The organism is Phytohabitans sp. LJ34 (genome assembly GCF_052068095.1).
GTDB lineage: Bacteria > Actinomycetota > Actinomycetes > Mycobacteriales > Micromonosporaceae > Phytohabitans.
In genome coordinates this window covers 1-26,219 of sequence record NZ_JBQHDG010000047.1, presented here as the reverse complement: position 1 = coordinate 26,219, position 26,219 = coordinate 1, and the positions used below count along the sequence as shown (strand labels likewise).

Here is a 26,219-nt window from a genome sequence, read left to right as displayed (position 1 = left end):
GACCAGCAAGTTGACGTCGCTGGCAGCTCGGGCGGCGGCCGCCACTGAAGCGGGGTCGGTGATGTCTAGCGGCAGGATCTCCATGCCCTTCTGTAGGACGTGTGGCAGTACGCCCGCGTCGGCCAACCAGGTCGGCCCTTTGTGCCGCAGGTCGTGCCGTCGCAGCCACTCAAACCCGAGGTCCCTTACCACGTCGTCCCAATGCGTCGCGTCCCGCAGCACGGCCGTACTGATCCGCCCGCCACGGGGACCGGTGAACAGCCGACCTTGCGAATCGGTGAGCGCGTCGAGCCGCGCAGCCACCACGGTGCGGGCACGCTTGCCCTTCGTGCCCTTGTCGATCAGGCCACCTGGTCCTGGCGTTGTCTGGCGCCGGACCGTCCACATCCACGTATCCCGGTCGATGTCTTCCTTGCGGACGCCGGACACCTCGCCGATGCGTGCGGCGGTGCACGCCGAGGGCTTGGAGATCGTTGCCGCACTGCACGGCGGTCGGCGGGAGTGACCGAGGCCGTCATTGAGCTGGGCCGCTTGCCGCGCGGCGACGTCCTGCGCCAGCGAGCCGCCGTCGCGCTGGCCGGCACACCCGGTCAGGGTCAGGGCGGCCGTGACGGCCGCGCAGGTCAACGACAAGACCCGGGTCGCAGCCGGGCGGTCATGAGACGCCGATCTGGGTCAGCACCTGGTCGGCCCTTCGTCTCGTCCATCCGCCATCCCTATCCGTCGACAGGGCGGCCCGGCCCAACCTTGTTGCCCACCGGGCGGGTCAGCGTCTAATCCACCGGGGCCTTGACGGCGCGGAGCCACCGGATGACGGCCTCCACCGTGCCCGCTGCCGCGGCGTCGGTGGAGGGCCCGGTTCGCGACAGGTACACGACCGTCGTGTCGCCGATGACGACCGTGCAATCTGCGAAGTTGTCGCGGGGGCGGTTGGCGTCGGTCAACGGCCGACTGCGGCACGCCACCCGCATCCCGTGCGGGACGAGGATGCCGCGTGGGGTGGAGCCCGTCTCGATGCTCTTCGTCCACCAGGCGTCCTTGATCCGGGCGAGCGAGGTGTACCGGCGGACGGTCAGCCTCATGGTAGAGGCGTCCGGCGTGCTCCACTGTTCGGTGGCCGCCGCCAACTGGCCGTCTTTCTTCGCGGTGGCGATCTCCGCCGCGGCGTCCCGCGCTGAGATCTCGTAGGCGGTGGCCCAGTTTTCCGGTGTGACGGCGATGCCGGCTCCGCGGTTGTAGCGGGCGGTCCACCCGTCCGGGCCGAGGTCGACGATCAGGTCGATGGGGGCGGTGGACGCCAGTTCGTCGACGGAACGTCGGTCAGGCGCGCCGGCGGTCGCGGATGCCGGCGCCGCACCCGTGGCCGACCCACCTGGCGTCGGATCCCCGTCCGGACCGCCGCAAGCCGTGATGAGGGCCGCAAAGGTCGTCGCTATGGCCGTGCGCCGGATCCCCACGGCAGCTCCTGACCGTCTCTGCTGGAAGGCCTTTCAATCCACGTTAGTGTATGAAGTGCCGTTCGTGGGCCGGGCGGTCATGCGGACCCGAAGGTGATGACGAGCTCCGGCGGTGTGCTGGTCGCGGCCTCCCGGCTGTGGAAGCGTTGCTCCGCGCCCGAGCCGTTTCTCGCTCGCGTCCCGCACCAGGAACCTGTGGTTGGCGCCGGCGTACATCGCCTGCACCTGGCCGGCCACAGTCCACGGCACCTAGCCGGTCGACGACGCGGCGGTCGCGGCTGTCCCGGTGGTGCTCGGCCGGGGTGTTCCCAGGTGACCGACGTCTCCGACCAGGTGCTGGCCGCCCGGATGGCCTGCAAGTCGCGAAATCGACCCCTTCAGCGAAGGTCTATGAGCCGAGTCGCACTGGGGCGTGAAACCGAGTCTGGCTGCCTGACGATGCTGATCTTGGTGCACCCGAGCCGTGCCATGGCTTCTTCGATCATGGCGACGCGACGTGGATTCCGCAGGTCGGTCCAGGCGTTCAGCGCCTTTTGGTAGGTGCGGGCTGAGGCGTCGAAGTCGCCTCGGCTGGCACGGATGTCTGCCAGGGTGTGTAGTGCCCGTGCCGCGGTCCAGGGGTCGTGGGTGCGGTTGGCGACGTCGATGGCTGCGGTGGCGAGCTGTTCCGCGAGGTCGGCGCGGCCGCAGGTGGCCGCCACGCCGGCGAGGTCGCCGCCGGAGTTGAATAGGTTGGCCTCGTTCTGGTGCAGAGCTTGCCCCCGACGCAGGCACCCTTCAGCTTCCGTGAACCGGTGTTGCCGCAGGTACACCAGGCCCGGGTTCTTGAGCATCCACAGCTCCAGCAAGGGTATGTCGCCGGCCCGGAACGCGTCGCGTGCCTCCTCGAACAATGCGAGGTAGTCGATCTGCGCGCCCTCGAGCCGCTTTTCCTCCGCCAGCCGGCACGCCTCCAGCCCGACGGCAAGTGCGTCACCACGACGCCGCGCGTCTTCGAGGGCAGGGGTGCACACCGCAGGCGCCTGTGCGAGCGGCGGCGCTGGCGTCTGCACGGCCTGGTACGCGGCGAACGCCAGTGCGGCGTAGCGCAGGGCGCTGTCGTTCTCGTCGCGGGCTGCTTCGGCCTGCATCATCAGGCCCAGCATCGTGGCCTGTCCCTGCCGGTCATGAGCGTTGTCGGCGGCGGCGAGGCCGGCACGCAGTACCCTGCCCCAATCGTCGTAACGGCCGCGCAGCTCAAGATGGGACGACATGCGTTGCGCCAACGCCCACGTCACCGCGTCGGCATCACAGTGGACGACGGTCATCAATGCGTCGTGTTCCTCGTCGAACCAGCGCATCGGGTCGGCGGCGACCGCTGCCACCGTGTCCTGCGGCGGTAGCCAGACCGGCGTGGGTTCGGGATCGAGACCGAACCAGTGCGCCAGCTGGTTGTCGGCCGTGGCGGCGAGCGCGAGCCACCCGTGCCGCAGCCGCGTGATCGCCTCGACGTCGACCTCATCCGCGAGTTCCCTGGCGACTAGCCGGACCAGGTCGTGTATCCGGTAACGCGGTCCGGTAACCCCGTGCCCGGTCGGCTCCACCAGATGTGCCTCGACCAGGTCGTCGAGCACTCGCTCCGCACCCCAGCGGTCCTGGCCAAGCAGTGCCGCGGTCACCCAGCCCGCGAATTCGCCGAAGTCCAGCAGGCCGAGCCTGCACAGCAGCCGGTGCTGGTCGGCGGTCAGCTCTGACATGCTCTCCGCGAGGCTGGTACGGACGCCGATATCGCCGAGTTGTAGCCAGTCCAGTCGGCTGCGGGTATCGGTGAGCCGGTGCACGAGGTCATCGGCCGTCCAGTTAGGACGGGTGCGCAGCCGTGCGCCAGCTATCTTGATCGCCAGCGGCAGCCCGCCGCACAGCTCGACGATCGCACCGGCGTGCCGGTCGATGTCTTGTGTGCCGGCCGTCGTTCGCATTAGGGAGATCCCGACGTCGACGGGTAGGACGTCCAGCGGCAGCGACCGCAGCGACTCGAGACCGGCTAGTCGTCTACGACTGGTCACCACGAGACCACAGCCGGAGGCGACCGGGAGCAGCGGACGCACGTACGACTCGTCGGGCACGTCGTCGAGCACGATCAGCACCCGTCGTGCGCCGAGCAGTTCCCAGAACAGCTCGCCTCTGTCGCGTGGGCTCTTGCGCAGCTGCCCACTGATCGGGATGCCGAAAGCGCCGAGGAACCTGGTCAGCATGGACTCGTCGACCGGTTCGGAACCGCGTCTGGCCACCAGGATCCCGTCGGGGAACGCGGCGCGTGCCCGGTCGGCGAGGCACAGGGCGAACGTCGTTTTCCCGACTCCACCAGGTCCGGTGACCGCCAGCCACGGCGTGGCCGACGCGAGCACCTGCTCTCCCGCGGCGAGCGTGTCGTCACGACCAACGAGCAGCGGCAGGCTCGACGGCAGCTGGCAGGGCACACGGGTGGGTATCGGTGGTGACGCCTGTTCGGCGATGACCGTCTGGTGCGCGGTTCGTAGCGCCAGGCCGGGATCGACGCCAAGCTCGTCGCGGAGCCGTTCGACGGTCTGCTGAAAGACGGTGAGCGCGTCCGCGGTCCGGCCACTGCGGTGCAGCGCGAGCATGAGCTGGCTGACGAACCGCTCGCGCAGTGGATGCCTCGCGACCAGATCGGTCAGCTCAGCAACCAGGCCCTCGTCCTGGTCTGCTTCCAGCATCGCGTCGAACTGCTTCTCGAGCGTGGCCAAGCGCAACTCGGCAAGCCGGGTAACCGCAGCGGTGATCGCTGGGGTGGGTGGGACATCGGCGAACGGCGTGCCGTGCCACAGCTGGTCCGCTTGACGCAGCAGAGCGATCCGGTCCCGCGGTGCGACGGTGCGGGCGCTGGCAACGATCCGCTGATAGCGATGGAGGTCCAACTCCTGCTCACCGACATCGAGCAAGTAGCCCGGTTTGCGAGTGACGAGCCGCCGAGCTGCGGCCTGACCGGAGGACCCACTGCCCAGGACTCGTCGCAGCCGCGAGATATAGCCATGGATCAGCGCGCGCGAGTCGGGTGGCGGCGCCTCAGGCCACAGATCGTCGATGAATTTGTCCATGCTCATCAACTGGCCGGGAGCAGTCAACAGAACCGCGAGCAGTACACGTATACGCGGTGGACCGAACGTCAGCCTTTCGGCACCGTCATAGATCTCCAACGGCCCCAGAATCCGAAAATCCATCACCGTCCCCCAGAACGCGACCCGACCCCGCTCCCTCCGGAGCCGCAGACCCGAGTCTGCCACCGACCCCCCGGACACGGCCCCGGTGTTCGGTCTTCGGATGGCGCATCGTGAGCACAGAGGAGATGCATCCCAGTATGCATCCTGTTGATGACCTGGTACGGCGGTAGAGCGGTGGCCGTCCGGCGGCACGGTCAACGCCCATGTACCGGCTGGACCAGAACATGTTCGTACGGCTGCCGCTGATGCAGGGCGGCGCCGAGGACGTGTGATGGAGCAGTAATGGCTGCGATCACCACGTCGATGTAGCCCAGCCCTCCACGGTCCGTGACCACGGTCCGGCCACCGCCGCCCAGTGGCGAACTCGTCCCCCTACAGCCCGGGACGATGCACGCCCGCCGCGCCGATCACCACCATCAAAGCCCGGGAACCGCCCAGGCGGGCGCAACGGGCCACCCCTGGCTGGCCAGACCCGGCTGTGGCGTCGCCATCCGGTGTCCGCTCGGCCGTACCGGACACAGATAACTGGCGCTATGTCGACGAACCGGCGGGCGGCGCCCCGAACCGCCACCCGCCGTTAAGCCGAATCCATCAGCCGCCGGCTAATCGCACCTCACCCAGCGGGTGCTGAGGTTGTCTCCACGAACATCTCCCCTTAGCAGGATCGAGCCGTATAGCCGGACACAGTCGCCGGGCGCATTGACGAAGACCGGGCCGGCATACGTGTGGTAGGGCCCCGACCCGCGGGCAGGCGGGTCGCACTCCTCCGCGCCGGTGTCCTGGCGCACGATGCAGAGCCTGATGCGCTCGGCCACGCCCTCCGTGCCGGGCGGGTTGGCGTAGAACAGAGCGCAATTGGTCGGCGGGGTCGACCGGTAGTAGATGTACGCGGTGCCCGCCGGACCCGTCTCTCCCGGCGGAGGAGTGGAGGGGTAACTGCTTGGCGACCCGTACCCCCGACTGGTGCACGGCTCGCCGACCCGGACGGCGGCGCTCGCCGGCGAGCCAGAGACCGCGACCAACGTCACCGCCACGAGCAACACGACGTTTAGGCCGCTCCAGAGCCTGCGACGTCTCCATGACGCTGTCATGACCACCCCCGAATTTCGGTAGAAAACACTGTCTCGCACAGCCTGCCGCCAGGCCCTGGTCAAAACCTGGATAAAACATGGACGACCGGATGATCGTGTAGCGCCTAGGCTAGGGTCGCGGCATGGCGATTCCTGGCTTCGTTGCGAGATTCGGGTTCTGGCGCACTCTGCGTGGTTGATCTCTCGGGCTGCGATCTCTCGACCGTCCATTGTGTACCTTGTCGCGGCTTGTGATTGATCTGGAAACCTTGCTACCGCACTTGAGCGCAGTCACAGTGGAACGCGTCGAGGTCACCGAGTTGGCGTTACATATCCACGTCATCCCGGCTGTCACAGTCGGGACCTGTCCCTCGTGCGCCGGGAGGGGTAGTCGGGTGCACAGCCGCTACCAGCGGCGTCTGGCGGACCTGGCCATCGGTAGCCGCGGGGGTCTGTCACTTCTTCGCTGGCGTTTCCGCGCTGGGCTGCGGCGCTCTTCCGGTCGGCCTCCTAGTCGATGAGGGTGGCGACGGTCTTGCGGAAGGTGTGCGGGGTGACCCATTCGAGGCCGGTTTTCCGTGCGCGCTTGGCGCCACTGCCGGCGGACGTTGTTGGGGAGAGCCAGGTGTCGCGGCGGGTAGCCAGCACCGCTCTTGGTCCACTCCTGCCGGAAGAGTCCCTTGCCCTTGACGTACACCCAGGTGCCGCAGATCGTCAGGGTGGGACGCTCAGCGGTGAGGTTCAAGTCTCCCCAGCGCATGGCCCAGGATCTCGCCGAAGCGGGCACCGGTGGTGAGCATGAGGTCGACGATGTCGGCCAGGTCGCCGGTGTGCTGTGGTCCGGGCTTGCCGGGGACGGGTTGCTGCCAGTCGCGGATCGCCGCGCGACAGCCTGCAGGTGCTCGTCGGTGAGAGCGACGGGTTTGCGGCGGGGTGTGTAGTCGACCGGTGTCGCGTACCGGGTTGGTCGTGAGCGCGCCGTGGCGCACGGCTAGGGCGAACATCTGGCTGAGCACGACCTTGGCGCCCTTGGCCGCGGACGGATGGTTCTTAGCGATGCCGCGGACCTTGTCGAGGCGGCCGACGGTAGCTTCCCGGACCCGAAGGGTGCCCAGGGCGGGCGCGACGCCTGTCTCAGGCTGGTCTGGTACTTGTGGATGGTCTGCAGTGCGAGGCGGTCCTCTTCGGTGATCTCGTCGATCCACAGTTCGGCGAGCGAGTTGGTGCGGGTCTCGCGGGTGATCTCGTCGTCGTTCGGCGGCGTCCGGTCGCGGAGCTTGACGATCAGTGCCCGCACGGCGGCCGGGCCGGTAGGCCCGGTGGCCTCGACGTCGCGGGTCTTGCCGTCGTAGTCGCCGAACCGGTTAGCGCCGAGCCTTTCGGTGCGGATTTTGCCCCAAGTGCCGATGGGCAGTTCAGGCCGGGCCACAGATCACCTGCGCTGGTCGGTGTGTTCGTCGAGCCAGCGTTCGACTTCGCTGCGCCGGTGCGCAAGGTGTTGCCGACGCGGATAGCGCGGTCCCTTGCCTCGGCTGTGCCAGGCGTAGAGCGTGTTCTTTGGCTTGCCCAGCCAGTGGGCAACCTGGTCGATGGTCAGCAAGGGATCGGGCTGCCACGTCTTGTCGGCGCGGTCAACCTGGACGGCGGAGGATCGTCCACATTGGTCGCGCAAGGTCGGCGAACCCGCCGTCACGGTACGCAATCGCCCGTCCGGCGGCGCCGAGCGGCCGGTCCCCAACGGTATCGGCGTCTTCTCGCGCCTCGGTTTAGGCTGCGAGTTTCCGAAGGGTTTCGCTGCGGCATCGCGCGATCTCCCGGACGGGTGTCCACATTGCTTGACGCCTCGATCACAGTCGTGGATGTTCATGGAAATCGTGGGCGAACAGGGAGGGTACCTTGGTCGGATACTTGCGTCGGGTCGGCGTGACGATCACGGCGATCGGCGTCATATTGGCTGGCTCGTTATTCGTTTCCGGGCGTGCGGCGCAGGCCAGCGGATGTGACATCGAGCTCGACCTCCAATTCAACAACGGCGTGCTGACCGCCTCCCATTGGGCAGTTTGTTTCGAGCCGCCGAGGTGGAGGACGATTCCCCTCCAGGTGCTGATGGAGAAATACGTCGATGTCGGCGGCGGCACCAGGCCAAACTTCAAGTGGGTTACCGTCGCGCGTGGCCGCGGCGACATCAGTTACACGTGTGTATCTGGCATCGCTCACGAATTCCGCGTGGAGCTAGGCGAAAAGCACGGCCTGTTCCAATGTGGCTGACCCTCCTCGCTGTGACGGCTGGAAAGGCGCATCGTCGGATCGCCTCGCTCGTGGTCGTGGCGGCGGTCGTGGTGCTCGTCCCCGAGCCGGCGGCGGGCGCCACGACCGCTACCCCGCCGTTGCGGCTGGTCACCACCGGGGCGGTGACCGTGGAGCGGCTGCCGGGCGAGTTGGTCCGGCTCGACCCGGGCACCCACGTGGTGGCTGGAAGCGCTCCGTTCGAGGTGCGGGCGACGCGGGCCTCCTACGCCGAGCCGATCATCGCCACGCAGCTCGTCCACGTTGGAGGTAGGCAACGGAGGGTAGCGCTGCCGCCCGGCCTGCTGACCGACCTTGCCGGCTTCCCCGCGTTCTTCCACATGTCGGTGACGGACGCGGCGGGACACACGGTGGCCGATCGGGACGAGACCTTCTGTCCCGGCGACGCGGTGCGGACCCGTCCCGACGCTCCGGCCGCGTCGCCCTACGCCAATCGCTGCTCGTCTGTGCCCTTCGCCCTAGGTGCGGTGTGGGGGATCCAGGCCGGCTGGGGAGTCAGTACCGCGCGACAGCGGCCCAGCCCGCTCTTCCTCGACGACGGCGCCTACACGGCGGTGGTCTCGGTCAACCAGCCGTACCGCGACATGTTCGGGTTTCCGCCCGACCAGTCCTCGGCGACGGTCCGGGTGACGGTGCGGACCGTCGAAACCGCCGCCGCCACGGCGAAGCCGGGCTCCGTCGTCCTGTCACGGCCGAACGCCGCGTCGACTGTCCCCAAAGGACCGAGACCGGACCTGCGGCCGCTGCCAGCCTTCGCGATCCACCCGTCCTACGGCGAGGAGGGTGACTACCTCTCCTTCGCGGCGACCGTGTGGGTCGCCGGCACGTCTCCGCTCGTCGTCGACGGCTTCCGCCGGCCCGGCGAGGATGTGATGGACGCGTACCAGTACTTCTACGACACCGCCGGGAGGCAGGTCGGCTACGCGCCGGTCGGCACCATGCGGTGGGACGCCCGCGACGGCCACCACCACTGGCACTTCACCGACTTTGCCAGGTACCGGCTGCTCGACGCGGACAGGAAGGTCGTGGTGCGCAGCGGCAAGGAGGCCTTCTGCCTGGCGAACACCGACCCGATCGACTACACCCTGCCGTACGCCAACCGGCAGCCGGACAACACCGACCTGCACACCTCGTGCGGCGACGCGTCCTCGATCGCGGTGCGGCAGGCGCTCCACGTCGGCAACGGCGACACCTACCACCAGGACCTGCCGGGTCAGAGCTTCGATATCACCGACCTGCCCAACGGCACCTACTACATCGAGATCACCGCCAACCCCGACAACACCCTCCACGAGAAGACCACCGCGAACAACACCGCATACCGCGAAATCATCGTCGGTGGCGCGCCGGGGGACCGGACGGTGCAGGTCCCGCCCCACGGCCGCGTCGACGGGTAGCCGAGGGACCGTTGATCGGATTACCGGTTGCTAGCGGTCCGCTTGTGCAGTGATGCCCGCAGGACGGTGTGCTTCGGCGGGATGGCATCCGTCCCCTTGGCGGCGTCGGGGCGAGACGGCGGCTGGCGCTGGCGGCTGAGCGGGCGCAGCAGACCCAGGCCCGACGTCTCCGGGCATGGTCGGTCGGTTCTGGGGAGGTCGTCGGCAGGCTCGATAGCGGTCACATCGCTGTCGAGCGTGAGGTGGGTGGATGGCTGAGCCGGTACGAGCGCGGCGGCTTACTGAGGACGAGGCGTGGGGGCCACATCTACACGATCAGTCCCGACGGTACCGGCAACATCCAGGTCACGTCCGGCCCGGCGACCGGCGAGGTATCCGACTGGCGCCCCGCCTGAGCGCCATCCGCTCCGGGCATAATTGACAACTGTGAGTGTGAGGTCGATCGGCTCGCTCCTCGTCGTCTCGGCGCTGCTCGGCGCCGCCGGCTGCGACGGCGGCCCGCCAGGGCTCCCACCCGCTTCCGGCGGGCCGAGCGTCGAGGCGAGCGCGACCCCAGCCGTGGAGGGCGACGACCTCGCGGTGAAGATCATCAAGCCGCCGCCGGACTACCTGAGCATCGACGAGGTCTTCGACGCCGTACCGCCAGCCGGCGCGGACGCCACCGTCCTGGCTCAGGTGATCGAGAAGATCCGGCAGGAGACATTGATTCTCGGCCGGGTCAAGGGTGGCATCGCGGTGAAATGCGCGGGCGGGCGCGTCGCCCTGAGCGCCGGCGCGAAGACGCGATGCACCGCCACGTACGCCCGGGTCACCATCCCGTGGATCGTCACCATCGACGCGGGCGTCGCGCCGACCGACCGGCTCGTCAGGTACCGCGTCACGCTGGAAGGCAAGAGCGTGCTGCGCGCCAAGGCGGTCTACGGCGCGTTCTGGGACTTGTACATGGTGGTGCGCGAAAAGGTCAACCCCGACGGCATCGACCCCCGGCTGAGCTGCGACGCTATCCCCGACGCCCAGTTGGCGGACCTCGGGAGAACAGGGCACCGCTGCCAGTACCTGGAGGACTTCGTCGGGACGCAGCGCTGGGTCAGGTACGACGTCCTGCTCGACGGCAGCGGCGCGGTCACCTTCGATCAGCCCTAGTGCGGTGACGACGAACGTTTACCGGGTTTGAGGTCAGGCGGCTTTGGAGCGGGGTCGGCCCCAGCGTTGTTGGCGTTCGCTGCGGATGCGGGCGCGTTCGCGTCGTTGGGCGGCCAGGACGTCGGGATGTCGTGCGTTGGCGTTGCGCCAGCGAAGGTAGGCCTGCATTTGTTTCGCGTGCACCAGGCCCGGATCGCTGGGGTGGTGTTGGCGGACAGGTTGTCGCAGATGATGTAGATCGGGGCACCGTCCGGACGGGTGGCGCGGATCGACTTGAACGCGGCCAAACTGTGGTCGCCGATTCTTTCCAGGTCCGGGTGCGCTGGAACGACACGCTGTTGTCGCGCAGCAGCTGGCGTAGCCGTTCCCGACCGACCGCGACCGGCCGGTCGGGGTTGGTGGCCAGGTAGTCGGCCAGCTTGCGGATGCTCCAGCGGGTGAACGGGCGGCCCACCCTGGTGGGCCGTCCGGTGGCCGTCGCGACGATGAACTTCTCGTCGTCTGTGCTGATCCGGCGGGGACGGCCTCCCGCCCAGTTAGGGTCCAGCGCACGCAGCCCGACCTCGTTGAATGCGTGGATCACGTCCCGCACGGTGTCCTCGTGCGCCGTCACCAGGCGGGCGATCGCCGATACCGGCGTACCGGACGCCGACGCCATGATCATCATGGCGCGGCGGACCCGAATGGTCCCGTGCTTGCCCCGCCGCACGATCTGCTGCAACCGGCGGCCTTCCTCCTCAGTAAGCCGCCGCGCTCGTACCGGCTCAGCCATCCACCCACCTCACGCTCGACAGCGATGTGACCGCTATCGAGCCTGCCGGCGACCTCCCCAGAACCGACCGGCCACGCCCGGCGTGTCAGCAACCCGGTAAACGTTTGTGGTCACCGCACTACGGCATCGTCAGCATGCCCACCCGAACTGGCCGGCCCCGTCCAGCTCAACCACTACGTCCGCGAGCACTGGTGCGTGGAGAACCGTCTGCATTGGACCCGCGACGTGACGTTCGACGAAGATGTCTCCCAACTGCGCACCGGCGCAGCACCATGGGCCCTGGCCAGCTTCCGCAACCTGACAATCAAAACCTACCGCCTGGCCGGCAGAGCCAACATCGCCCACGCCCGCCGCGACCTGCACGACCGCGCCGACACCTTCAGCTTGCACAATGGGCGGGTGACTCGATTTGATGTTGTGTCCGGTGGTGCGGGCTCCTGCGCCCTAGCGGAGTTCGAGCTCTCGTTCGTCGACGAGGCCGATGAGCAGCGGGTCGGGTAGAGCTGGCCGAGCGCGAACTTGCGCTATGGGAGCGACTCCGCGCCGCCGGGCACGACGTCGACGACGTGGTGACCCGGTTGCGACTCGGAGCGGATTGGTGGGAACCGGTGAAGAAATGGCTGTTCGTCGCGATCTCCGCGGCCCTGGTGTCGGCATGCGGCGGCGAACCGGCGCCCGACCCGGACATCACTGTGGTACCCGAGCCGCCGCGAATGCAGGGCGTGGCCGTGCTGAGTTCCGACACGAACGGCAACCGGCTGGAGTTCGTCGACCCCGGAACCGGCACGATCACCACTACACTTCCGTTTCCCGCCACGGAAGAACCGTTGGTGACCCGGTACGGCCCGTGGGAGGCGAACGAGGTCTTCTCGCCTGATTGGCGGTACGCTGCCGCGCGCGCCGGGAACGACATCCAGCTCTACACCCTCGCCGAAGCTGAGAAACGGTATGTCCCCACCCGCAGGATCACGCCGCCGCCGGGGGCGGGCGTGATTGATTCGTTCCGGTTCGGCCGCAGCGGGTCGAAGCTGTGGATTACCACTGGCACCTCCGCTCCGGTCTATTCGGTCGACTACCTCGTGGCGGACAGCGCCCCGGTCCAGGAGGACGCCGCTTTGAACCACACGTGGGGCCTGATGTGGGACGCTCGAGGCAACCTCGTCAAGGAGTCCGTGCTCACTACCATCGCCCCGGACGGCAAGTCGTGGATGTACTCCGTGGCGGACAAGTCCGGCGCCGTCGTCGAAGCCTCGCTGAGCATGGGCTCCGGGAACGAGTACCAGCTCGTCGCGCCGCCCGACGGCGACACGCTCCTGTTTGGCGCGAGGAGCAAACCCGCCGGGCCGGCACTGATCAGGGTCGTCAGAGACCAGGCCGCGGCGACCATCCGGGTCACCGAGATCGCGAACTCACCGCAGCCCGTCACCAGCACGGTGGTCTCGCCGGACAAGACCGAAGCCGCCTTCGGGACGGAGGGCGGACCTTGGTTCATCTCCTCGACCGCTCCCGGCGGCACACCCCGGCAGGCCGTGGTCCAAGGTCTGCCGGAAGACGGGAACGGGATGTATCACCGGTTGCTCGGGTGGGCTTGACGATCGCCGCAGTGCTGTTCTTCCTGATCTCATTGGTCACTGACGTCGGTACCAAAGTGGCCGTTCCTCTGCTGGTGATCACCGTTCTGGTAGTTGCCGGCACCAGCGTGACGGACCTCGCGACCAGGCGCAGACGATGAGTCCTGCATGATCAGACGAACGACAGCTGGTCCGCGTTCGCATCCGCCCAGGTGACCGAGGGAGCACGTGGCCGGGGGGTTGGCAGGCGCGTCGGTGCGGCTGCGCGCGGAGTCCGGCGACGGCTGGACCAAAACCTCGGCCGTCGAATCCGCAAAGTAGGTCCGGGCAACTCGGCGGCCAAGCGTCCGGACCTAATTTTCGTGGCGCAGGTCAGCGACTTGCCCATCCGCAAGGCTTAACCGGACGAGACATGAGCTTGCGCGATGTGCAGATCGCTGCTCGGCACGCCGACCCGCGTACCACCATGCGTTACGACCGGGCGCGTAAGAACCTCGACCGCCACCCCAACTACGTCCTCGCTGCGTTCATGGCCACCGGAACGTAACCCGAGCTCCCAACTTTGCCGATGAGCGCGCAGGGAGTTGTGCGGCTCGGTATGTAGGGTGCCAGTGTGGCGACGCGGTCGTGGTTGGGGCGGTGGTACACCGCAGCGGCGGCCTGGTACTCGATCATGGGTGGCTGCGTGTCCTTGGATCAGGTGACGACGAACATCGCCTGGCCGGTATCAGCGAGATCAATCAATGACAACGTCACGGGCGGCATTCTCGTGGCACAAGACGTTGTGGGTGGCCAGTTCGCCTGGATGCCGGACTCTAGCGGCACTTCATTGATCTGCGGCTGACGGCTCGTTGATCAGGCTCACCGATTTTGGTGGCCGAGACGAGTGCGTTCGACCTCGGCGACGTTAATGGCTGGCGAGCGCCGCCATTTGGGGCTCAGTTGAGGCCGGCGGTGAACGCGGCGCGGGCGGCGAGCAGATCGTCCATGTGCTCGGCACACCAGGCGCGGGCAGCGTCGACGAGGGTTAGCAGGCTGCGGCCCAGCGGCGTCAGCGAATACTCCACCCGGGGCGGGTTCTCGTCGTAGGCATGCCGGATCACCAGCCCGTCGCGTTCCATCGCGCGCAACGTCTCGGACAACACTTTCGGGCTGATCGTCCGCAGCGGGACCCGCAGTTCGCTGAACCGGCGCGGTCCGTGCTCCAGGCACAGCACCACCATCGCTGTCCACTTGTCGCCGATCTGGAACGGCATCGCGGTCGACGGGCACGCGACGTCGAACATGTCCGGGCTGAGGCTCGCCGTCATGAGCGCAGCGTACCGCCGGTTTCGTTGCGGTAACCGGAAGCGGGGGCCCTAGCCTGCTGGACATGACCAACATCGTCGTCTTCGGCGCAGGTGGCCGGGCAGGCCGCGCCATCACCGCCGAGGCTCTCGGCCGCGGTCACGCCGTGACCCCGGTCGTCCGCAACCTCGCCCGCCACCCCGACCTGCCGGCCGCCGTGCGCGGCGATGTCACCGACGCGCAGCAGGTCGCCGCGATCGTCCGCCGTCATGACGCCGCGGTCAACGCCGTCAGCCCCGCCTCCGGCCCTGAGGAACTGGCGCAGCTCGACCTCGATCCGGAGTTCTTCGCCCGTGCGGCAGATGCACTGGTCCGCTCCGGCGTGCCCAGGATCGTGGCGATCGGCCTGTTCAGCAATATGGAGGGCGCCGATCCGCTGCCGGAGCAGTTCCGGGCGTTCGGCGAAGCGCACGCCGCCGGTCTGGCACGGCTGCGGGAGTCCCACACCGACTGGGTGATGCTCACCCCACCGGCGATGCTGCTGATGAACAGCCCACGCCTGGGCCGCTATCGGCTCGGTGGCGAGACCGCCGAGACAGGCACCTTGTCATATGCGGATCTGGCCGTCGCCGTCCTCGACGAGATCGATAAACCGACCCTGCACCGCGCCCGTGCGGCTGTATTCAACGAGGCATAGAAGGTGCAGCGGCGCGCGGTTCCAGGCCACGACTGTGCCGCCGCGAGGAGCGCGACCATCCTGATCTGCCGCGATGTGCTCGCTACGAAAAGTGACTCAGCTGCGTTGATCGTCGGCGTCAGGTCGCGGCGGGAACGACCGAAGATCGCTGTTGTTCTCTGCTCTAGCTTGACCGAAGAACGGGAAAGGCTCGCCGACTCGGGTCAGCGGACTACGTCGAGAACGATCGCGGTGACTGGGTCTGGGCCTGTCGCCAGCGGGCGGTTGCCAGGTGCGGCCTGTTCAAACGCTGGTAGGCGTTTTCCACGGTGAGCAGGTTCGGGCGTACGCGAGCGCTGGCCGGCTCGCGGTTGGGTGTCCGCCACGCGCCGGCGGCGGCAAGCTGGCTGTGCGCCTGGGCCGCCGCCAGCGTGTACCCGGAGGCGTGCGCCAGGAAGGCTCGCAGGCCGCGTGGCTACCAGGTCACCGGCAGCCGCGTCGGGCCGAGGATCGCGTGCCCGGCTTTCCACGGCACCTCGTCGGGGGGCGCCGCGAGGCGCAGCCCTGGAAGGTCGCGCAGCAGCAGCCCGATCGCGGTGCGAACCTCTAAGGCGCCCAGGTGGGCACCGATGCAGTAGTGCGGGCCGTACCCGAAGGACAGGTGAGGGTTGGGATCGCGGTCGAAGTCCATCCGCTCCGGGTCGGGAAATACCTCAGGATCGCGATTGGCGGCGTCGTGCGAGGGGATGACGATGTCCCCTTCGGACAGCCGGTAGCCGCTGGGCAGCTGGACATTCGTCATGACGCGCCGTGGCATCTCGTCGCCGTTGGAGGTGGAGTACAGCCGTTCCAGCTCGCCGACGGCGCCATTTACCTTCTCCGGGTGGTCGAGCAGGTACGCCCAACCAGTCCGGCCGCGTTCGTAGGGGCGCGTTTGGAGCACGTGGACGAAGGTGGCGATCGAGCTTGCGCTGGTCTCCCAACCGCCCACGACCAAGGCGATCGGCAGCTTGATCTGGACGTCCATAGGCTGGTCGGCGGCGGCCGTTGCGATCTGCGTCATCAGGTCGCCGCTGGGACAGACTCGCCGCCGTTCGAGCTGACCCCACAGGTAGCCGCCCATCTCGACGGCCGACTGGGCGGCCTCGTCGCGGCTGAGATCGCCGGCACCGAGGAACATGTCACCCCACCGCCGGAACTGCGACCTGTCCTCCCGTGGCAGGCCCAGCATGTCGCAGATGACGTCCAGGGAGAACGGGATGGTGAAGTCCTGGACCAGATCGGCCGGGTGGCCGCGGGAGACCAGCTTGGCCAGTTGCGACTCAGCCACGGCTTGGATCATGGTGCTCAGCTCGGCCACCACCGGCTTCGTGAAGGTGTCCTTGACCGTGCCGCGCACCTTCGCGTGCTGTGGTCCGTCCATCCCGAGCATCGTTCCCGCCACGTCGACCTGGTCTGCGTGTGCGGCAGCCGCCCGGGAGAACACGTCCTGGCGCCGTAGCACCTCCCGCACGTCCGCGTAGCGACAGATCAGCAACGCCGGGAGCATCTCGCCGGCGACCTGACGGACGACCGGCACCACCCCGGACCCGGAGGCGGCGAACCGCGCATAGTAGGGGTGCTTTTCGGGGCCCGGAGGCCGATTGACGCCCTCGGCGTCCAAATAGAACGGGTGGTGCAAGCCGGCGGCGGTGTGCCGGCCGGGAGCGCTCATGGTTACACGATCTCATCCGTGCCACACATACGGCAATGGATGGGTCACCGACCGTCGATCCTGTTGGAGATTCGGCGCCGTTCGAGAGAGAGGAACGCCGTGGCTGGTGTCAGAGGTGCAGATGCCCGTCCGGGTACTTCGGATGCACCAGGTCCTGTTCGCGGGATGCCAAGTGCCGGGCTGGTGTGGTGCTCTCCCTATAGACGATGCCGTCTCGCAGGATGCCCTCGGCTTCTGCGCTGCGCCCTGTCTCGTCCAGGTAGTTGGCGAAGCTGAGCCGGGCGTGGTGTTCGTGTGCGGATACTGCTGCTCGCCACGCCATCTCGGCTTCGTCGTGCCGATTCTGTCGGTGTAGCAGCTTGGCGAGATCGACTCGGATCTGCTGTCCAGCATCGATCCCGTCGCGTAGGACGAGTTCGGCCTCGTCGAGTTTGCCTTGATCTTCAAGCAGGCCACTTAGTGAGCCGCGCGCGTGTGAGTCGCCGGTAGCGACGGCGTCGCGCCAGGCGAGTTCGGCTTCGTCTAGGCGACCGCGTTCTTGCAGAAGCTGGGCAAGCATCATGTACGCGTGGCTCTCACCGGCTGTAGCGGCCGCCCGCCACGCTTGCTCGGCTTCGTCTAGGCGGCTACGTGCGTGAAGCAGGTGGGCGAGGCCACTCCAGGCCGGTTCGCCTGCGTCGATGGCATCACGCCAGGCCTGCTCGGCTTCCTCGTGCCGGCCCTGCCGGTGTTAGCAGCTCAGCAAGTTCACTTCGTGCGGTGCCGCGGCCGGCAGCCAGTGCGGCACGCTCGAGCCGCTCGGCGTGCACCGGCAGCGAACGGCGTTGGGCGCTTTCGGCGAGATCGGCGAGGTCGTCCGGGTCGCTGATCTCTGCGGCTGCCGTCCGCCAGAACAACTCCGGCGGAGTGACGCTGACCCGTGTCCGCTGGCTATGCTGGGGCAGGTAGTCGGCCACAACATAGCCGACGGTGACGCGGTTGTCTGGATCGCTGACGGGCAGCAGCACGGCCGTCGCGCTTTCCTCCATTCGGGCCTGGGTGGCCGTGGCCAGCGCTTCGGGAAACCAGTCATCGTTGGCTGCGGGACCAGGCAGGTACGCCCGCGTCGCGGCGCGAAGAAGACCTTCGGTCAGCGGTGTGTGACGCCTAGCCGTGACGCGTCCACGGCGGCGTTGATCAAGGCTCTGACCGGGGCGGCTGCCAATCTTGGGTCGCGTGCTGCCAACTCGGCCGCTCGACGGCGCTCCTGATTGTCCATCGTGGACAAGGTGACTCGGTGTATTGCGGTGAAGGTCAACAGGGCTTTTGCCTCCGGGTACCTGGGCACGGGCACGCCGTCGGTTGTCAGCTGCGTCGCCGCAGCGAGCGGCAGGACGACATCCGGCCACGCGGTACCGACGATCACTACGGGAGTACTGGCGTCCAACAGTCGCTGAACATCTGCCTGCGTTAGCGCCGTTGGCCCACGTAGGAAGGGGCCCTGTAGGTATCGCTGGAACTCATCGAGCCACACGAGTAGCCGCGGCGGTGTCGAGCCGGCCGCCGCCATGTCCATGAGGGTCTGCGCGGTATCGGGATGCAGCACCGTGAAGTCGGGTATCACCTCGCGCGCCAACTCGTACGCCAGACGCGTCTTGCCGACCGATGAGTCCCCGAGGATGAGCAGGAAGCCGCCACGCACTCGGGCGCCGGTCATCCACGCCCGCAGGCCGGCCGCGACATTGCGTTCCACCCATACCGGCAGCTGCGGCTCGCACGTCGTCGTAGGCGGCCAGCGCGACGTCGGGGAGTTGAACCTTGGCGGCGGCGTAGAGATATGCGTGCCGGTCCGCCGGCGTTGGTTGGCGGGCGGACCGGCACGGTTGGTGGTGTGGTCGGGTCAGGGTGTGGTGCAGGTGAGGGCTGGTGTGCTGCTGGTACCGGAGGCGATGAAGCCGAAGGTGGTGCTGGTACCGGCGCCGAGTGAGCCGTTGTAGGCGGCGTTGCGGGCGCTGACCGTGGTCCCGGTCGTGGTGACGGTGGCCCCCCACGCCGAGCTGACCCGTTCGCCGGCGGTGAGCGCCCAGTTCACTGTCCAGGCGGTGATCGCCGTGGACGTGGCGGTGACGCGTACCTCGGCCTGGAAGCCGCCGGACCATTGGGAGATGACCCGGTAGGTGGCCGAGCAGCCGGCGTTCGGGTTGCCGGTCGGGGAGGTGGTCGGGGTGGGCTGGGTGGTCGGGCTGACGGTGGGTGTGGGGCCGGGGCCGCCGCCGGTGAAGTTGACGTCGCTACAGAAGTAGTAGGACTGGTCGAGGTGGCTTGCTTGCCACACGGTGTAGACGATGTGGTGTCCGGTGCGTCCGGGTGCGTTCACCTCGACGGGGGTCGTCGTGCCGGTCGGGACGTTGGTGACCTGGCCGGCCAGTTCCAGGTCGCTCCACCTCGGCCGTTGGGTGGTGGGGTCGAAGCCTTGTTTGGTGACGTAGACGTGGATGTAGTCGGCGCCGTGCGAGGACTGGTCGTACAGGTTCAGGGTGAACCGGTTGGGGCGGTCGACGGTTTTCCATTGGCCGGGTTCGTCGAAGGCGGCGTATCGGCCGTTGGCGGTCATGCCGCCGCTGCACAGTTGCCCGTCGGGTACGGCGCTTTGGTGGTTGCCGCCGACTCCGTCGCGATGCAGCCCGTTCCAGTTCCACATGGCGCCGGGGTTAGCCTGCCATGCCTGGTAGCACATCGGGTCTTCGGTGGCCGTTTGCGCCGACGGTCCGTTGGGCCAACGCTGGTAGCAGCCGTAGTGCCGGGCGATCGGGTCGCTGACGGCGCCGTGTGCCGAGGCCGGGGCGGCTAGCACGGTGCTGGTCAGCAGCCCGGCCGCCACCGCGAAGAGGATACGCCGGATCCAGGCCCGGCGTGGGAACGCCTGGTGTGTCATCTTCTTCTCCATGTAAGGGCAGCCGGGTGTCAGGAGTACGGATTCTGGGTGAGCAGGTGTGCCTTGTAGCCCTCGCCGATGCCCGGCTCCGGAGTCCCGCTCCAGTCGAGGATGAGCACGTGTCCGCTGCTGCAACCCCAGGGGTTCCAGGTCCAGGCCAGGTAGCTGACGCCATGAGCGTCGGCCCAGTTCACCAGGGTCCGCATGTAGTCGAAGCCGCAGTCCGCACCGAACTCGCCGAGCACGATCGGCACCTGCTGCGCCAACGGGGCGATCTGGGTGTCCCAGCAGGACACGGTGGCGCAGGCGTTGTTGCTGTACGCGTGCCACGAGGCGGCGATGTTGTTCAGCGGGTCGTTCGGCTTGTACTGCAACCACTGCCGCATGTCGTTGGCCCACTCCAGGCCGCCGACCATGAGGATGTTGGTGGCGCCGGTTGCCCGTACCGCGTCGACCATGTCTTGCATGCCGGCCACCTCGTAGGGGATGCCGGTGCAGGTGCCGCCGTCGCGCAGGCACTGCCAGCCCAACGTCTTGTTCCATGCAGCGGAGTGGTCCGGGTACGGCTCGTTGAACAGGTCGAACACGACCGCGTCGTTGCCCTTGAACGCGTTGGCGACGCCGGTCCAGAACTGCGGGGCGTACTGCGCGTCCGGCATCGGCTTCTGGCAGACGGCGGCCGCGTCCTTGCAGTGCCAGTCCGGGCTGGTGGTGTGGGCACCCCAGGTCCAGTGCAGGTCGAGGATGACGTTGACGCCGTTGGCGACCAGCAGGTTGACGTAGTTCTTGACACCCTGCTGGTAGGTGGCGCCGCTGGGCGAGCCGTTGAGGCCGAGCCAGCACTCCTCGTTGAGCGGGATCCGGACGGCGTGGATGTTCCACGTCTTCATCGCATCGACCGACGCCTGGTCGACTGGGCCGCCGTCCCACTGGCCCTTGCCCTGCACGCAGGCATACTCACCGCTGGAGCGGTTGACGCCCAGCAGCCGGTACGGTGTCCCGCCCGCGGTCACGATCTTGTTGCCGGAGACGCGCAACTTGGGGGCGGGGCCGGTGGGCGCAGGTGTGGTGGTGGCTGTCGGTGACGGGCTGGCACTGGTCGGGCTGGCGGTCGGTGTGCTTACCGAACCGGTACACACGGTGCCGTTGAGCGAGAACGACGCCGGCACCGGGTTCGCGCCACTCCACGCGCCGCCGAACCCGATCGACGTCGACGCTCCGGTGCCCAGCGACCCGTTCCAGCGCATGCTGGCCGCGGAGACGCGGGCACCGGACTGCGTCCAGGTCGCATTCCAGCCTTGGGTGACGCGTTGGCTGGCGTTCGGGAAGTCGAACGTGAGAGTCCAGCTCGACATCGCGTCACCGAGGTTGGTGATAGCGACGTTGGCGGTGAACCCGCTTGTCCACTGGCTCTGCACGGTGTACGTGACGGAGCATCCGGATGCGGCCGCTGCTGCGGGAAGGGTAGCCGTGGCCATGCCGCCCAGTACCAGCACGCCCGCTGCGCCAGCGGCCAGCAATGCATGACGATGCTTCATGTGATCTCCTCGTCATCGTGAGGGATCGATGGGAGCGCTCCCGACATCCTTTATTAGACCATCTACGAAAGTCAATGCTCTACGAGCTCGACCTTCCCCCCGTCGGTGGACGCCGAACGGTAAGCGCTCGACAGGTAAGTGAAGTAGCCTGGCAAAGCGCCGGACGGAGGAGGACAACCGTGCCGACCAGCCCGATCTGGGCTAGCCGCTCGAAGACGCGGGGGCTGGTCCTGGATTTGATCAGGGCGCGCACGATCAGCCGGGTGGAGCTCGCGGCGGCGACGGGTCTGACCGGCGCCACGATCTCCGAGGTCGTGCGCGAGCTCATGGGCGACGGCCTGGTCGTCGAGGCCGGCCGGGGCGCGCCGACCGGCGGCAAGCCACGCACGCTGGTCCAGCTCAACCCGCTGGCCCGCTACAGCGTCGGAGTCCAGCTCGAGCGCAACACGTGCGTGATCGTGGTCGTCGACCTGGCCGGCCGTCCGGTGGCCCGCACCTCGTTCCAGGGCGTCGCGTCGATGCCGCCGGAGCAGGCGCTGCCCCTGGTGGCGGCGCAGGTGGACGCGCTGCTGGCCACGGCGGCCGTCGACCGCGACAAGGTGTTGGGGGTCGGCCTGGTCAGCTACGGCCCGCAGGACCGGCGCGCGGGTGTGCTGTTGACACCCCAGCCCACCGATCAGTGGCTGCGCCATCCGGTCGCGGGGCGGCTGGCCGAGAGCCTGGGGCTGCCCGTCCTGCTCGACAACGACGCCGCGGCGGCGGCGATCGGCGAGTACTGGATGGGAGCGGTGGACCCGCGCTCCACCTATGGCTGCATCTACATGGCCACCGGGATCGGCGGCGGTGTCGTGGTCGCCGGCGAGGTGTACCGGGGCAGCTCCTCCAACAGCGTGGAGATCGGCCACATCTCGATCGACGTCCACGGCGACCAGTGCTCGTGCGGCAACGTCGGCTGCCTGGAAAACTACGCCGGCCCGACGGCGCTGGTCCGGCAGGCGATGGCCACACCGGGGCTCGCCCAGCGGCTGGCGCTCGACCCCGCCTCGGCCGACTTCCTCACCGAATTCGCGCGGATCGCGGCCGCCGCGAACGCCGGCGACCCCGCCGCGCGGAGCCTCGTCGAGCAGTCGGCGCGCTATATCGGCTGTGCCGCCGTCACCATGGCCAGCCTGTTCGACGTGGACACGATCGTGCTGGCCGGGCCGAGCTTCGCGGTAGCGGGCTCGATCTACCAGACGGTGATCCAACAGGAAGTGGACCGCCGCACGTTCACCAAGCGGGCACACCCGGTGCGGGTAGTGCCGTCAGTCAACGGATCGGACGCGGCAGCGATCGGCGGAGCAGTCCTCGTCCTGCAAAGCGAGCTGACCCTCGCACATTCCCGCCCGGAGGACGGGACGCGGCCGGTGCCCGCCGCCACGGGCGAGGCGCCCTGACCCTGCCTCAGGGTGGCGCGGGTCGAGGAAGACCTCCCGGACCGGTCCGCGCTCGACGACCCGCCCCCGGTAGAGAAACCAGGATAGGGCTATCTGGGCACTGCCGCGATCACCGGCACCCGCAAACCCGCGGCCAGGAACCGACCGACGTCCAATGCGCCTGCAACACCGCGATCCACACAGTCCGAGCCGCCGTCGAACGCTGCATCGCGCACCTGGCCAACGGGAAGATCCTCGACACCGGTTGGCGCGGACGCCTCAGCGACCTTCCCCGACGTCCTACGCACCGTCACCGGGCTGGAGATCTACCGCGCGTGGGATAAGCCGTTCTGAATAGCGCTCCAGGACCCCAACGGCCCAACCCACGATGAAAATGGCTCAGTGATCACGCCGACCGCTCGGAGCGCTCCCTCCCCGGCCCGGCGCAGGGTTTCGTCCTGGACGGGCAGCCATGCCACAGGTGCCGTACCGCATCAGGGCAATGAGTCGTGCCCCTCACCAGGCGAGAAACCCGCGACCCCGCCCACGCCATGCACTGGTCCCGACGGCGACGCAAAGTCCAAGCCCGCGCCCGAAAAGCCCACTACCAGCGCAGGCACACCCGCGACAGACAAGTGATGTTGGAGTGTTAGAGGTCTACTTGAATTCCGACCGCGCTACCACGTCCATTTCTGGAGCGCATTGCCGTTGCAGGTCGCGATGGTGATCGTGGCGTTGTTGGCCGATGACGCCGCAGCGAGACACAATGCGGTACTTCCGGTCGGCCGGATCGTCCCGTCCGAACCGAACTGCCATGTCTGTGCGACCGTGTTGTTGCACGTATAGGTCCAGATCCTCTGACCCGTCACGAAAGTTCTTGACGGCACGTCGAGGCAGTTGCCGAGAACTCGTATCGAATTGTCATTGGGCAGCCGTGTCAGCGCCTGCGCCTTGGTGTTGTTACAGTTGTATGCCTGTAGATATGTGCGGATGGCCGTCGCGGAGGATGGCACGTCAATGCACCGGCCGGTGTTATTCCTGACCGGGCTCATCACCGGGTTCGGGCCTTTAGCCACCTGGACCATCTTCGCGACGGACGGGACGCCGGTGGCGTCGACGATGAAGAGCATGTAGTAGCCGGGAGGCGCCACGCCGCCGTTCGGCGGGCCGGTGACCGCCAGCGTCGTACCGGAAGCCGAGAACTTCAATGGAACATAGCGCTGGCCTTGGTCCACGCCGTGGGTCACGTCGCCCAGTCCGACCAGCGCGACCTTCCTGATGCTCGCCGCCTGCGGGGAGGAGATCGTGAAGCTGGAATTGACGCCGACGCTGGCTGGTGCCGCGGAGATGACCGGCCGCGACGCTAGCTGACCGCTGCCGTCCTTCTTGTAGAGGTAGGGCGGGGTGAAGTATTCGACGTTCTTCTCGAGATACCCGACATCCGTGCAGACACCGCAGACTCCGCCGCCGCCCGTCATGACTCGCCCGTCCGGCAACAGCACGGCCGTCGAATGATATTGCCGTATGCGGCTCGCGCTCGCGAGCACCGTCCATCCACCTGTCACGGGATCCCAGCGTTCCGCGGCCGTCGCGGCGTTGTTCAAGTCGACGACGGCGGAGCCCGCCGCACGGGTCATGCCGCCGGTGGCCAGCACCGAACCGTCGGCGAGCAGGGTCGCGTTGAGTTGCCGTCGCCCGGTCGACAAGGATCCGGTCGATGTGACGGACGGGATCAGGCCGGCGCCGCTGTTCACGACGACGGCGGTTCGGGTGGGGACGTTCGCGACACCACCCTCGGTGATCTTGCCGCCGCCGACCACGATGGACTTGCCGATGTCGTACGTGGAGAAGCTTCCGTAGTCCCGGTTGATGCTGTCGCGGGTGCCGCTTGCCGTGATGACGCCGTTTCCCGAGGTGTTGATCGTGTACGCGGTGGTGGACGGGCCGAAGAGTCCGAGTTGGGTGTCCGGACGCGAGCCCATGAAGGGATAGATCCGCGCGCTGTATTTCGTGAAGCCGGAGACCGCACGGATGGCCCCGTTCGTCTGGTACACCTCGGCTGTCGTGGGGCCGCCGCCGACTATCACCTCCTCGCCGTTTGCCATTTCCGCCACCGAGGGATACCAGCGTGCGGCGGCCATGTCGTTGCCGCGGGTCCACGTCTCGGTCTGCCAGTGGAAGATGTAGGTCCGGACCGTGCCAGCGAGATTCGCGTCGGCATTTCCGCCGGCGATCAGGATGTTGCCGTTTCCGAGATGCGCGAAACCCGCACAGAAGATGTTGGAACCCTGCAGGTCGACCCGCTTGTACGTGTTGTCGGCGGGGTTCCAGACCATCGCACGCGTGAAGCTGTGATCCGGGTACTCCTCGGCCGCGTTGTCGCCGACCGAATCCCAGCTCAGTACCTTGCCGTTCGGCAGCACCGCCTCGAACACCGGCACGACGGGCGTGCCGAAGACCGGGCTCCACGATCCCGACTGTCCTGGGTCGGCGACCGCGGACGCCCTGTTGCGCGCCGTGCCGGGGCGCAGGCCGGTCTCGCGCTGGATTCGCGCCGCATTTTCGGCGGTCCGCTTCTCGATGACCCGCATCGGTGTCCCCACCAGGTCCTCCGCAATGTGCTCGCGGTGGTCGTCATGCTCGTGGACATGCATCCCGGCGTCCGCCCGCCCAGCACGGCCAGCAGCGGTGGCCGAATCGACAGGAGAAGTGCCGGAAAGGAATAATGCGGTCAGTAATCCGGGAGCAATGAGATCGCGACGCGTACACATCATGAGCCCTTCCGCCGAAATCAGGCATCGGCTGTTATCGGCGGCGCGCGGACCACATTTCGAGCCTTATCGGGCTGGCAACATCTTGATCTGTGCCCGTTTCACTACCGCATACCAAAGAAGGGCGACGCCCGTGCGTGTCGCGCCACTCACCCTCGCGGCTCGAAGAACGATCTGTTGCCCATGCTCAGATTGGGGCCACTGTGAAATCGCTTCCAATGCTGCCTTTCTCATGTCGCCGATAGAAGAACCATAACCCTTCCCTAAATTATTGTTCAATGTCTCGTGGTGGCACGCTGTGGCTGATCCGCGTCGCCATTTGGCGAGAGGTGCTGACCGAACGGCTGGCGCCGGGGGAACAAAGTCGTCCGGTGGTGCCAATGAGGCGAAACGAGCGTGCGGTCGGCGTCGCCGCGACGACACGAGCTCTTACGCGGTGATCACTCGGCGGAGCCGCCAGGGCGCCGGCGCGAGCAGCGCGGTCGCCGTCACGAGCAGCACCCCGGTTTATGGGAGTACGTCGACCATGCCGCCGCCATGCCGCACCAGCTCGGCGTAGCCGTCGACGGCCCAGGCATGTGGCGTGAGGCGGGCGACGGTGCGCATCGTCGGGGCATCCGCAATAGCCCAAGTGTCTCCGTGCGCTGCCGCTATGGTCGCAAATTTGACCGTTGTCTGACCTTTGCCGACCTTGCTAGTACGGTGCTGACCGACCGCCTGTTTAGGTCACCAACTGACCGGTGGTCGTGGGCCAGCTCGGATGAGAGCGCACACTGTTCTGCATTCGGCAGTCTGGGTGATGGTGCCTCTCCCAACCGGTTCCCGACCGGTGGTTTCCCCGAGATCGTGGCAGGGCTGATGACAGACGAGATCAGCGACGCGGAGCTGGTCGCGGCCGTTCGGGCCGGTGACACCGCCGCCTACGAGCTGGTCTACCGCCGGCACGTGGACGCCGCCCGGCGGATG

21 protein-coding genes and 4 pseudogenes are annotated in these 26,219 nt (G+C 67.7%); 10 read left to right on the top strand and 15 right to left on the bottom strand.

Annotated elements, in window-relative coordinates; translation table 11 throughout:
- Positions 1 to 87: 87 nt before the first annotated feature.
- From ACTMTJ_RS44775 to ACTMTJ_RS44750, 6 genes and pseudogenes are all read right to left on the bottom strand, one after another.
- Positions 88 to 459: pseudogene (locus ACTMTJ_RS44775) on the bottom strand (site-specific integrase); the annotation flags it as partial.
- A 314-nt stretch (positions 460 to 773) separates the two neighbouring features.
- On the bottom strand, positions 774 to 1,457 hold the full coding sequence (locus ACTMTJ_RS44770) for a hypothetical protein (protein ID WP_441225150.1): 684 nt from the start codon (positions 1,455 to 1,457) through the stop codon (positions 774 to 776).
- 377 nt (positions 1,458 to 1,834) lie between these two features.
- Complete coding sequence (locus tag ACTMTJ_RS44765; protein WP_441225149.1) at positions 1,835 to 4,654, bottom strand: BTAD domain-containing putative transcriptional regulator; 2,820 nt, start codon at positions 4,652 to 4,654, stop codon at positions 1,835 to 1,837.
- A gap of 626 nt (positions 4,655 to 5,280) precedes the next feature.
- A complete protein-coding gene (locus ACTMTJ_RS44760; protein WP_441225148.1) occupies positions 5,281 to 5,712 on the bottom strand; it encodes a hypothetical protein in 432 nt (143 codons plus the stop codon).
- A 387-nt stretch (positions 5,713 to 6,099) separates the two neighbouring features.
- A pseudogene (locus tag ACTMTJ_RS44755) lies at positions 6,100 to 7,177 on the bottom strand (tyrosine-type recombinase/integrase).
- Between the two features lie 3 nt (positions 7,178 to 7,180).
- On the bottom strand, positions 7,181 to 7,441 hold the full coding sequence (locus tag ACTMTJ_RS44750) for a helix-turn-helix transcriptional regulator (RefSeq protein WP_441225146.1): 261 nt from the start codon (positions 7,439 to 7,441) through the stop codon (positions 7,181 to 7,183).
- Positions 7,442 to 7,644: 203 nt separating this feature from the next.
- On the opposite strand from ACTMTJ_RS44750, the gene ACTMTJ_RS44745 reads away from it, so the two are divergent.
- The 3 genes from ACTMTJ_RS44745 (at position 7,645) to ACTMTJ_RS44735 (ending at position 10,595) form a co-directional block, all read left to right on the top strand.
- Entirely contained in the window at positions 7,645 to 8,016 is a 372-nt protein-coding gene (locus ACTMTJ_RS44745; RefSeq protein WP_441225144.1) for a hypothetical protein, read from the top strand.
- Between the two features lie 11 nt (positions 8,017 to 8,027).
- Entirely contained in the window at positions 8,028 to 9,452 is a 1,425-nt protein-coding gene (locus ACTMTJ_RS44740) for a lysyl oxidase family protein (RefSeq protein ID WP_441225142.1), read from the top strand.
- Between the two features lie 426 nt (positions 9,453 to 9,878).
- A complete protein-coding gene (locus tag ACTMTJ_RS44735; RefSeq protein ID WP_441225140.1) occupies positions 9,879 to 10,595 on the top strand; it encodes a hypothetical protein in 717 nt (238 codons plus the stop codon).
- A 33-nt stretch (positions 10,596 to 10,628) separates the two neighbouring features.
- Here ACTMTJ_RS44735 and ACTMTJ_RS44730 read toward each other — a convergent pair.
- Positions 10,629 to 11,367, bottom strand: a pseudogene (locus ACTMTJ_RS44730) (helix-turn-helix domain-containing protein).
- Positions 11,368 to 11,562: 195 nt separating this feature from the next.
- On the opposite strand from ACTMTJ_RS44730, the gene ACTMTJ_RS44725 reads away from it, so the two are divergent.
- The 5 genes and pseudogenes from ACTMTJ_RS44725 to ACTMTJ_RS44705 all read left to right on the top strand — a co-directional run.
- Positions 11,563 to 11,868 (top strand): hypothetical protein, encoded by a 306-nt coding sequence (locus tag ACTMTJ_RS44725; protein WP_441225139.1) that lies wholly within the window; start codon positions 11,563 to 11,565, stop codon positions 11,866 to 11,868.
- A 107-nt stretch (positions 11,869 to 11,975) separates the two neighbouring features.
- A complete protein-coding gene (locus ACTMTJ_RS44720) occupies positions 11,976 to 12,959 on the top strand; it encodes a hypothetical protein (RefSeq protein WP_441225138.1) in 984 nt (327 codons plus the stop codon).
- An 11-nt stretch (positions 12,960 to 12,970) separates the two neighbouring features.
- Entirely contained in the window at positions 12,971 to 13,099 is a 129-nt protein-coding gene (locus ACTMTJ_RS44715; RefSeq protein WP_441225136.1) for a hypothetical protein, read from the top strand.
- A gap of 251 nt (positions 13,100 to 13,350) precedes the next feature.
- Entirely contained in the window at positions 13,351 to 13,485 is a 135-nt protein-coding gene (locus tag ACTMTJ_RS44710; RefSeq protein WP_441225134.1) for a hypothetical protein, read from the top strand.
- Positions 13,486 to 13,553: 68 nt separating this feature from the next.
- A pseudogene (locus ACTMTJ_RS44705) lies at positions 13,554 to 13,685 on the top strand (DUF2625 family protein); the annotation flags it as partial.
- Between the two features lie 191 nt (positions 13,686 to 13,876).
- Here ACTMTJ_RS44705 and ACTMTJ_RS44700 read toward each other — a convergent pair.
- On the bottom strand, positions 13,877 to 14,248 hold the full coding sequence (locus ACTMTJ_RS44700; RefSeq protein WP_441225133.1) for a winged helix-turn-helix transcriptional regulator: 372 nt from the start codon (positions 14,246 to 14,248) through the stop codon (positions 13,877 to 13,879).
- Between the two features lie 62 nt (positions 14,249 to 14,310).
- Here ACTMTJ_RS44700 and ACTMTJ_RS44695 point away from each other — a divergent pair, with 62 nt between their 5' ends.
- The gene (locus ACTMTJ_RS44695; protein ID WP_441225131.1) at positions 14,311 to 14,922 is read left to right on the top strand and encodes an NAD(P)-dependent oxidoreductase; all 612 of its coding nucleotides are present in this window, start codon (positions 14,311 to 14,313) and stop codon (positions 14,920 to 14,922) included.
- 454 nt (positions 14,923 to 15,376) lie between these two features.
- Here the strand turns inward: ACTMTJ_RS44695 and ACTMTJ_RS44690 are convergent, their stop codons facing one another.
- The 6 genes from ACTMTJ_RS44690 to ACTMTJ_RS44665 all read right to left on the bottom strand — a co-directional run bounded on the left by ACTMTJ_RS44690 (position 15,377) and on the right by ACTMTJ_RS44665 (position 21,067).
- Positions 15,377 to 16,615 carry a cytochrome P450 gene (locus ACTMTJ_RS44690; RefSeq protein ID WP_441225129.1) on the bottom strand — a complete coding sequence of 413 codons (1,239 nt, stop codon included), beginning with the start codon at positions 16,613 to 16,615 and terminating at the stop codon, positions 15,377 to 15,379.
- A gap of 109 nt (positions 16,616 to 16,724) precedes the next feature.
- Positions 16,725 to 17,297: a tetratricopeptide repeat protein gene (locus tag ACTMTJ_RS44685; RefSeq protein ID WP_441225151.1), complete on the bottom strand. Its 573-nt coding sequence runs from the start codon at positions 17,295 to 17,297 to the stop codon at positions 16,725 to 16,727.
- A gap of 4 nt (positions 17,298 to 17,301) precedes the next feature.
- Positions 17,302 to 17,643, bottom strand: a complete 342-nt coding sequence (locus tag ACTMTJ_RS44680; protein ID WP_441225127.1) for a hypothetical protein — start codon at positions 17,641 to 17,643, stop codon at positions 17,302 to 17,304.
- A gap of 101 nt (positions 17,644 to 17,744) precedes the next feature.
- Positions 17,745 to 18,347: a hypothetical protein gene (locus ACTMTJ_RS44675; RefSeq protein WP_441225125.1), complete on the bottom strand. Its 603-nt coding sequence runs from the start codon at positions 18,345 to 18,347 to the stop codon at positions 17,745 to 17,747.
- Between the two features lie 147 nt (positions 18,348 to 18,494).
- Positions 18,495 to 19,529: a lytic polysaccharide monooxygenase gene (locus tag ACTMTJ_RS44670; RefSeq protein WP_441225123.1), complete on the bottom strand. Its 1,035-nt coding sequence runs from the start codon at positions 19,527 to 19,529 to the stop codon at positions 18,495 to 18,497.
- Positions 19,530 to 19,558: 29 nt separating this feature from the next.
- Positions 19,559 to 21,067 (bottom strand): cellulase family glycosylhydrolase, encoded by a 1,509-nt coding sequence (locus tag ACTMTJ_RS44665; RefSeq protein ID WP_441225121.1) that lies wholly within the window; start codon positions 21,065 to 21,067, stop codon positions 19,559 to 19,561.
- 179 nt (positions 21,068 to 21,246) lie between these two features.
- Here ACTMTJ_RS44665 and ACTMTJ_RS44660 point away from each other — a divergent pair, with 179 nt between their 5' ends.
- Positions 21,247 to 22,503, top strand: a complete 1,257-nt coding sequence (locus ACTMTJ_RS44660; protein ID WP_441225119.1) for an ROK family transcriptional regulator — start codon at positions 21,247 to 21,249, stop codon at positions 22,501 to 22,503.
- 656 nt (positions 22,504 to 23,159) lie between these two features.
- Here ACTMTJ_RS44660 and ACTMTJ_RS44655 read toward each other — a convergent pair.
- Positions 23,160 to 25,136, bottom strand: a complete 1,977-nt coding sequence (locus ACTMTJ_RS44655; protein WP_441225118.1) for a galactose oxidase-like domain-containing protein — start codon at positions 25,134 to 25,136, stop codon at positions 23,160 to 23,162.
- Between the last annotated feature and the right edge of the window lie 1,083 nt (positions 25,137 to 26,219).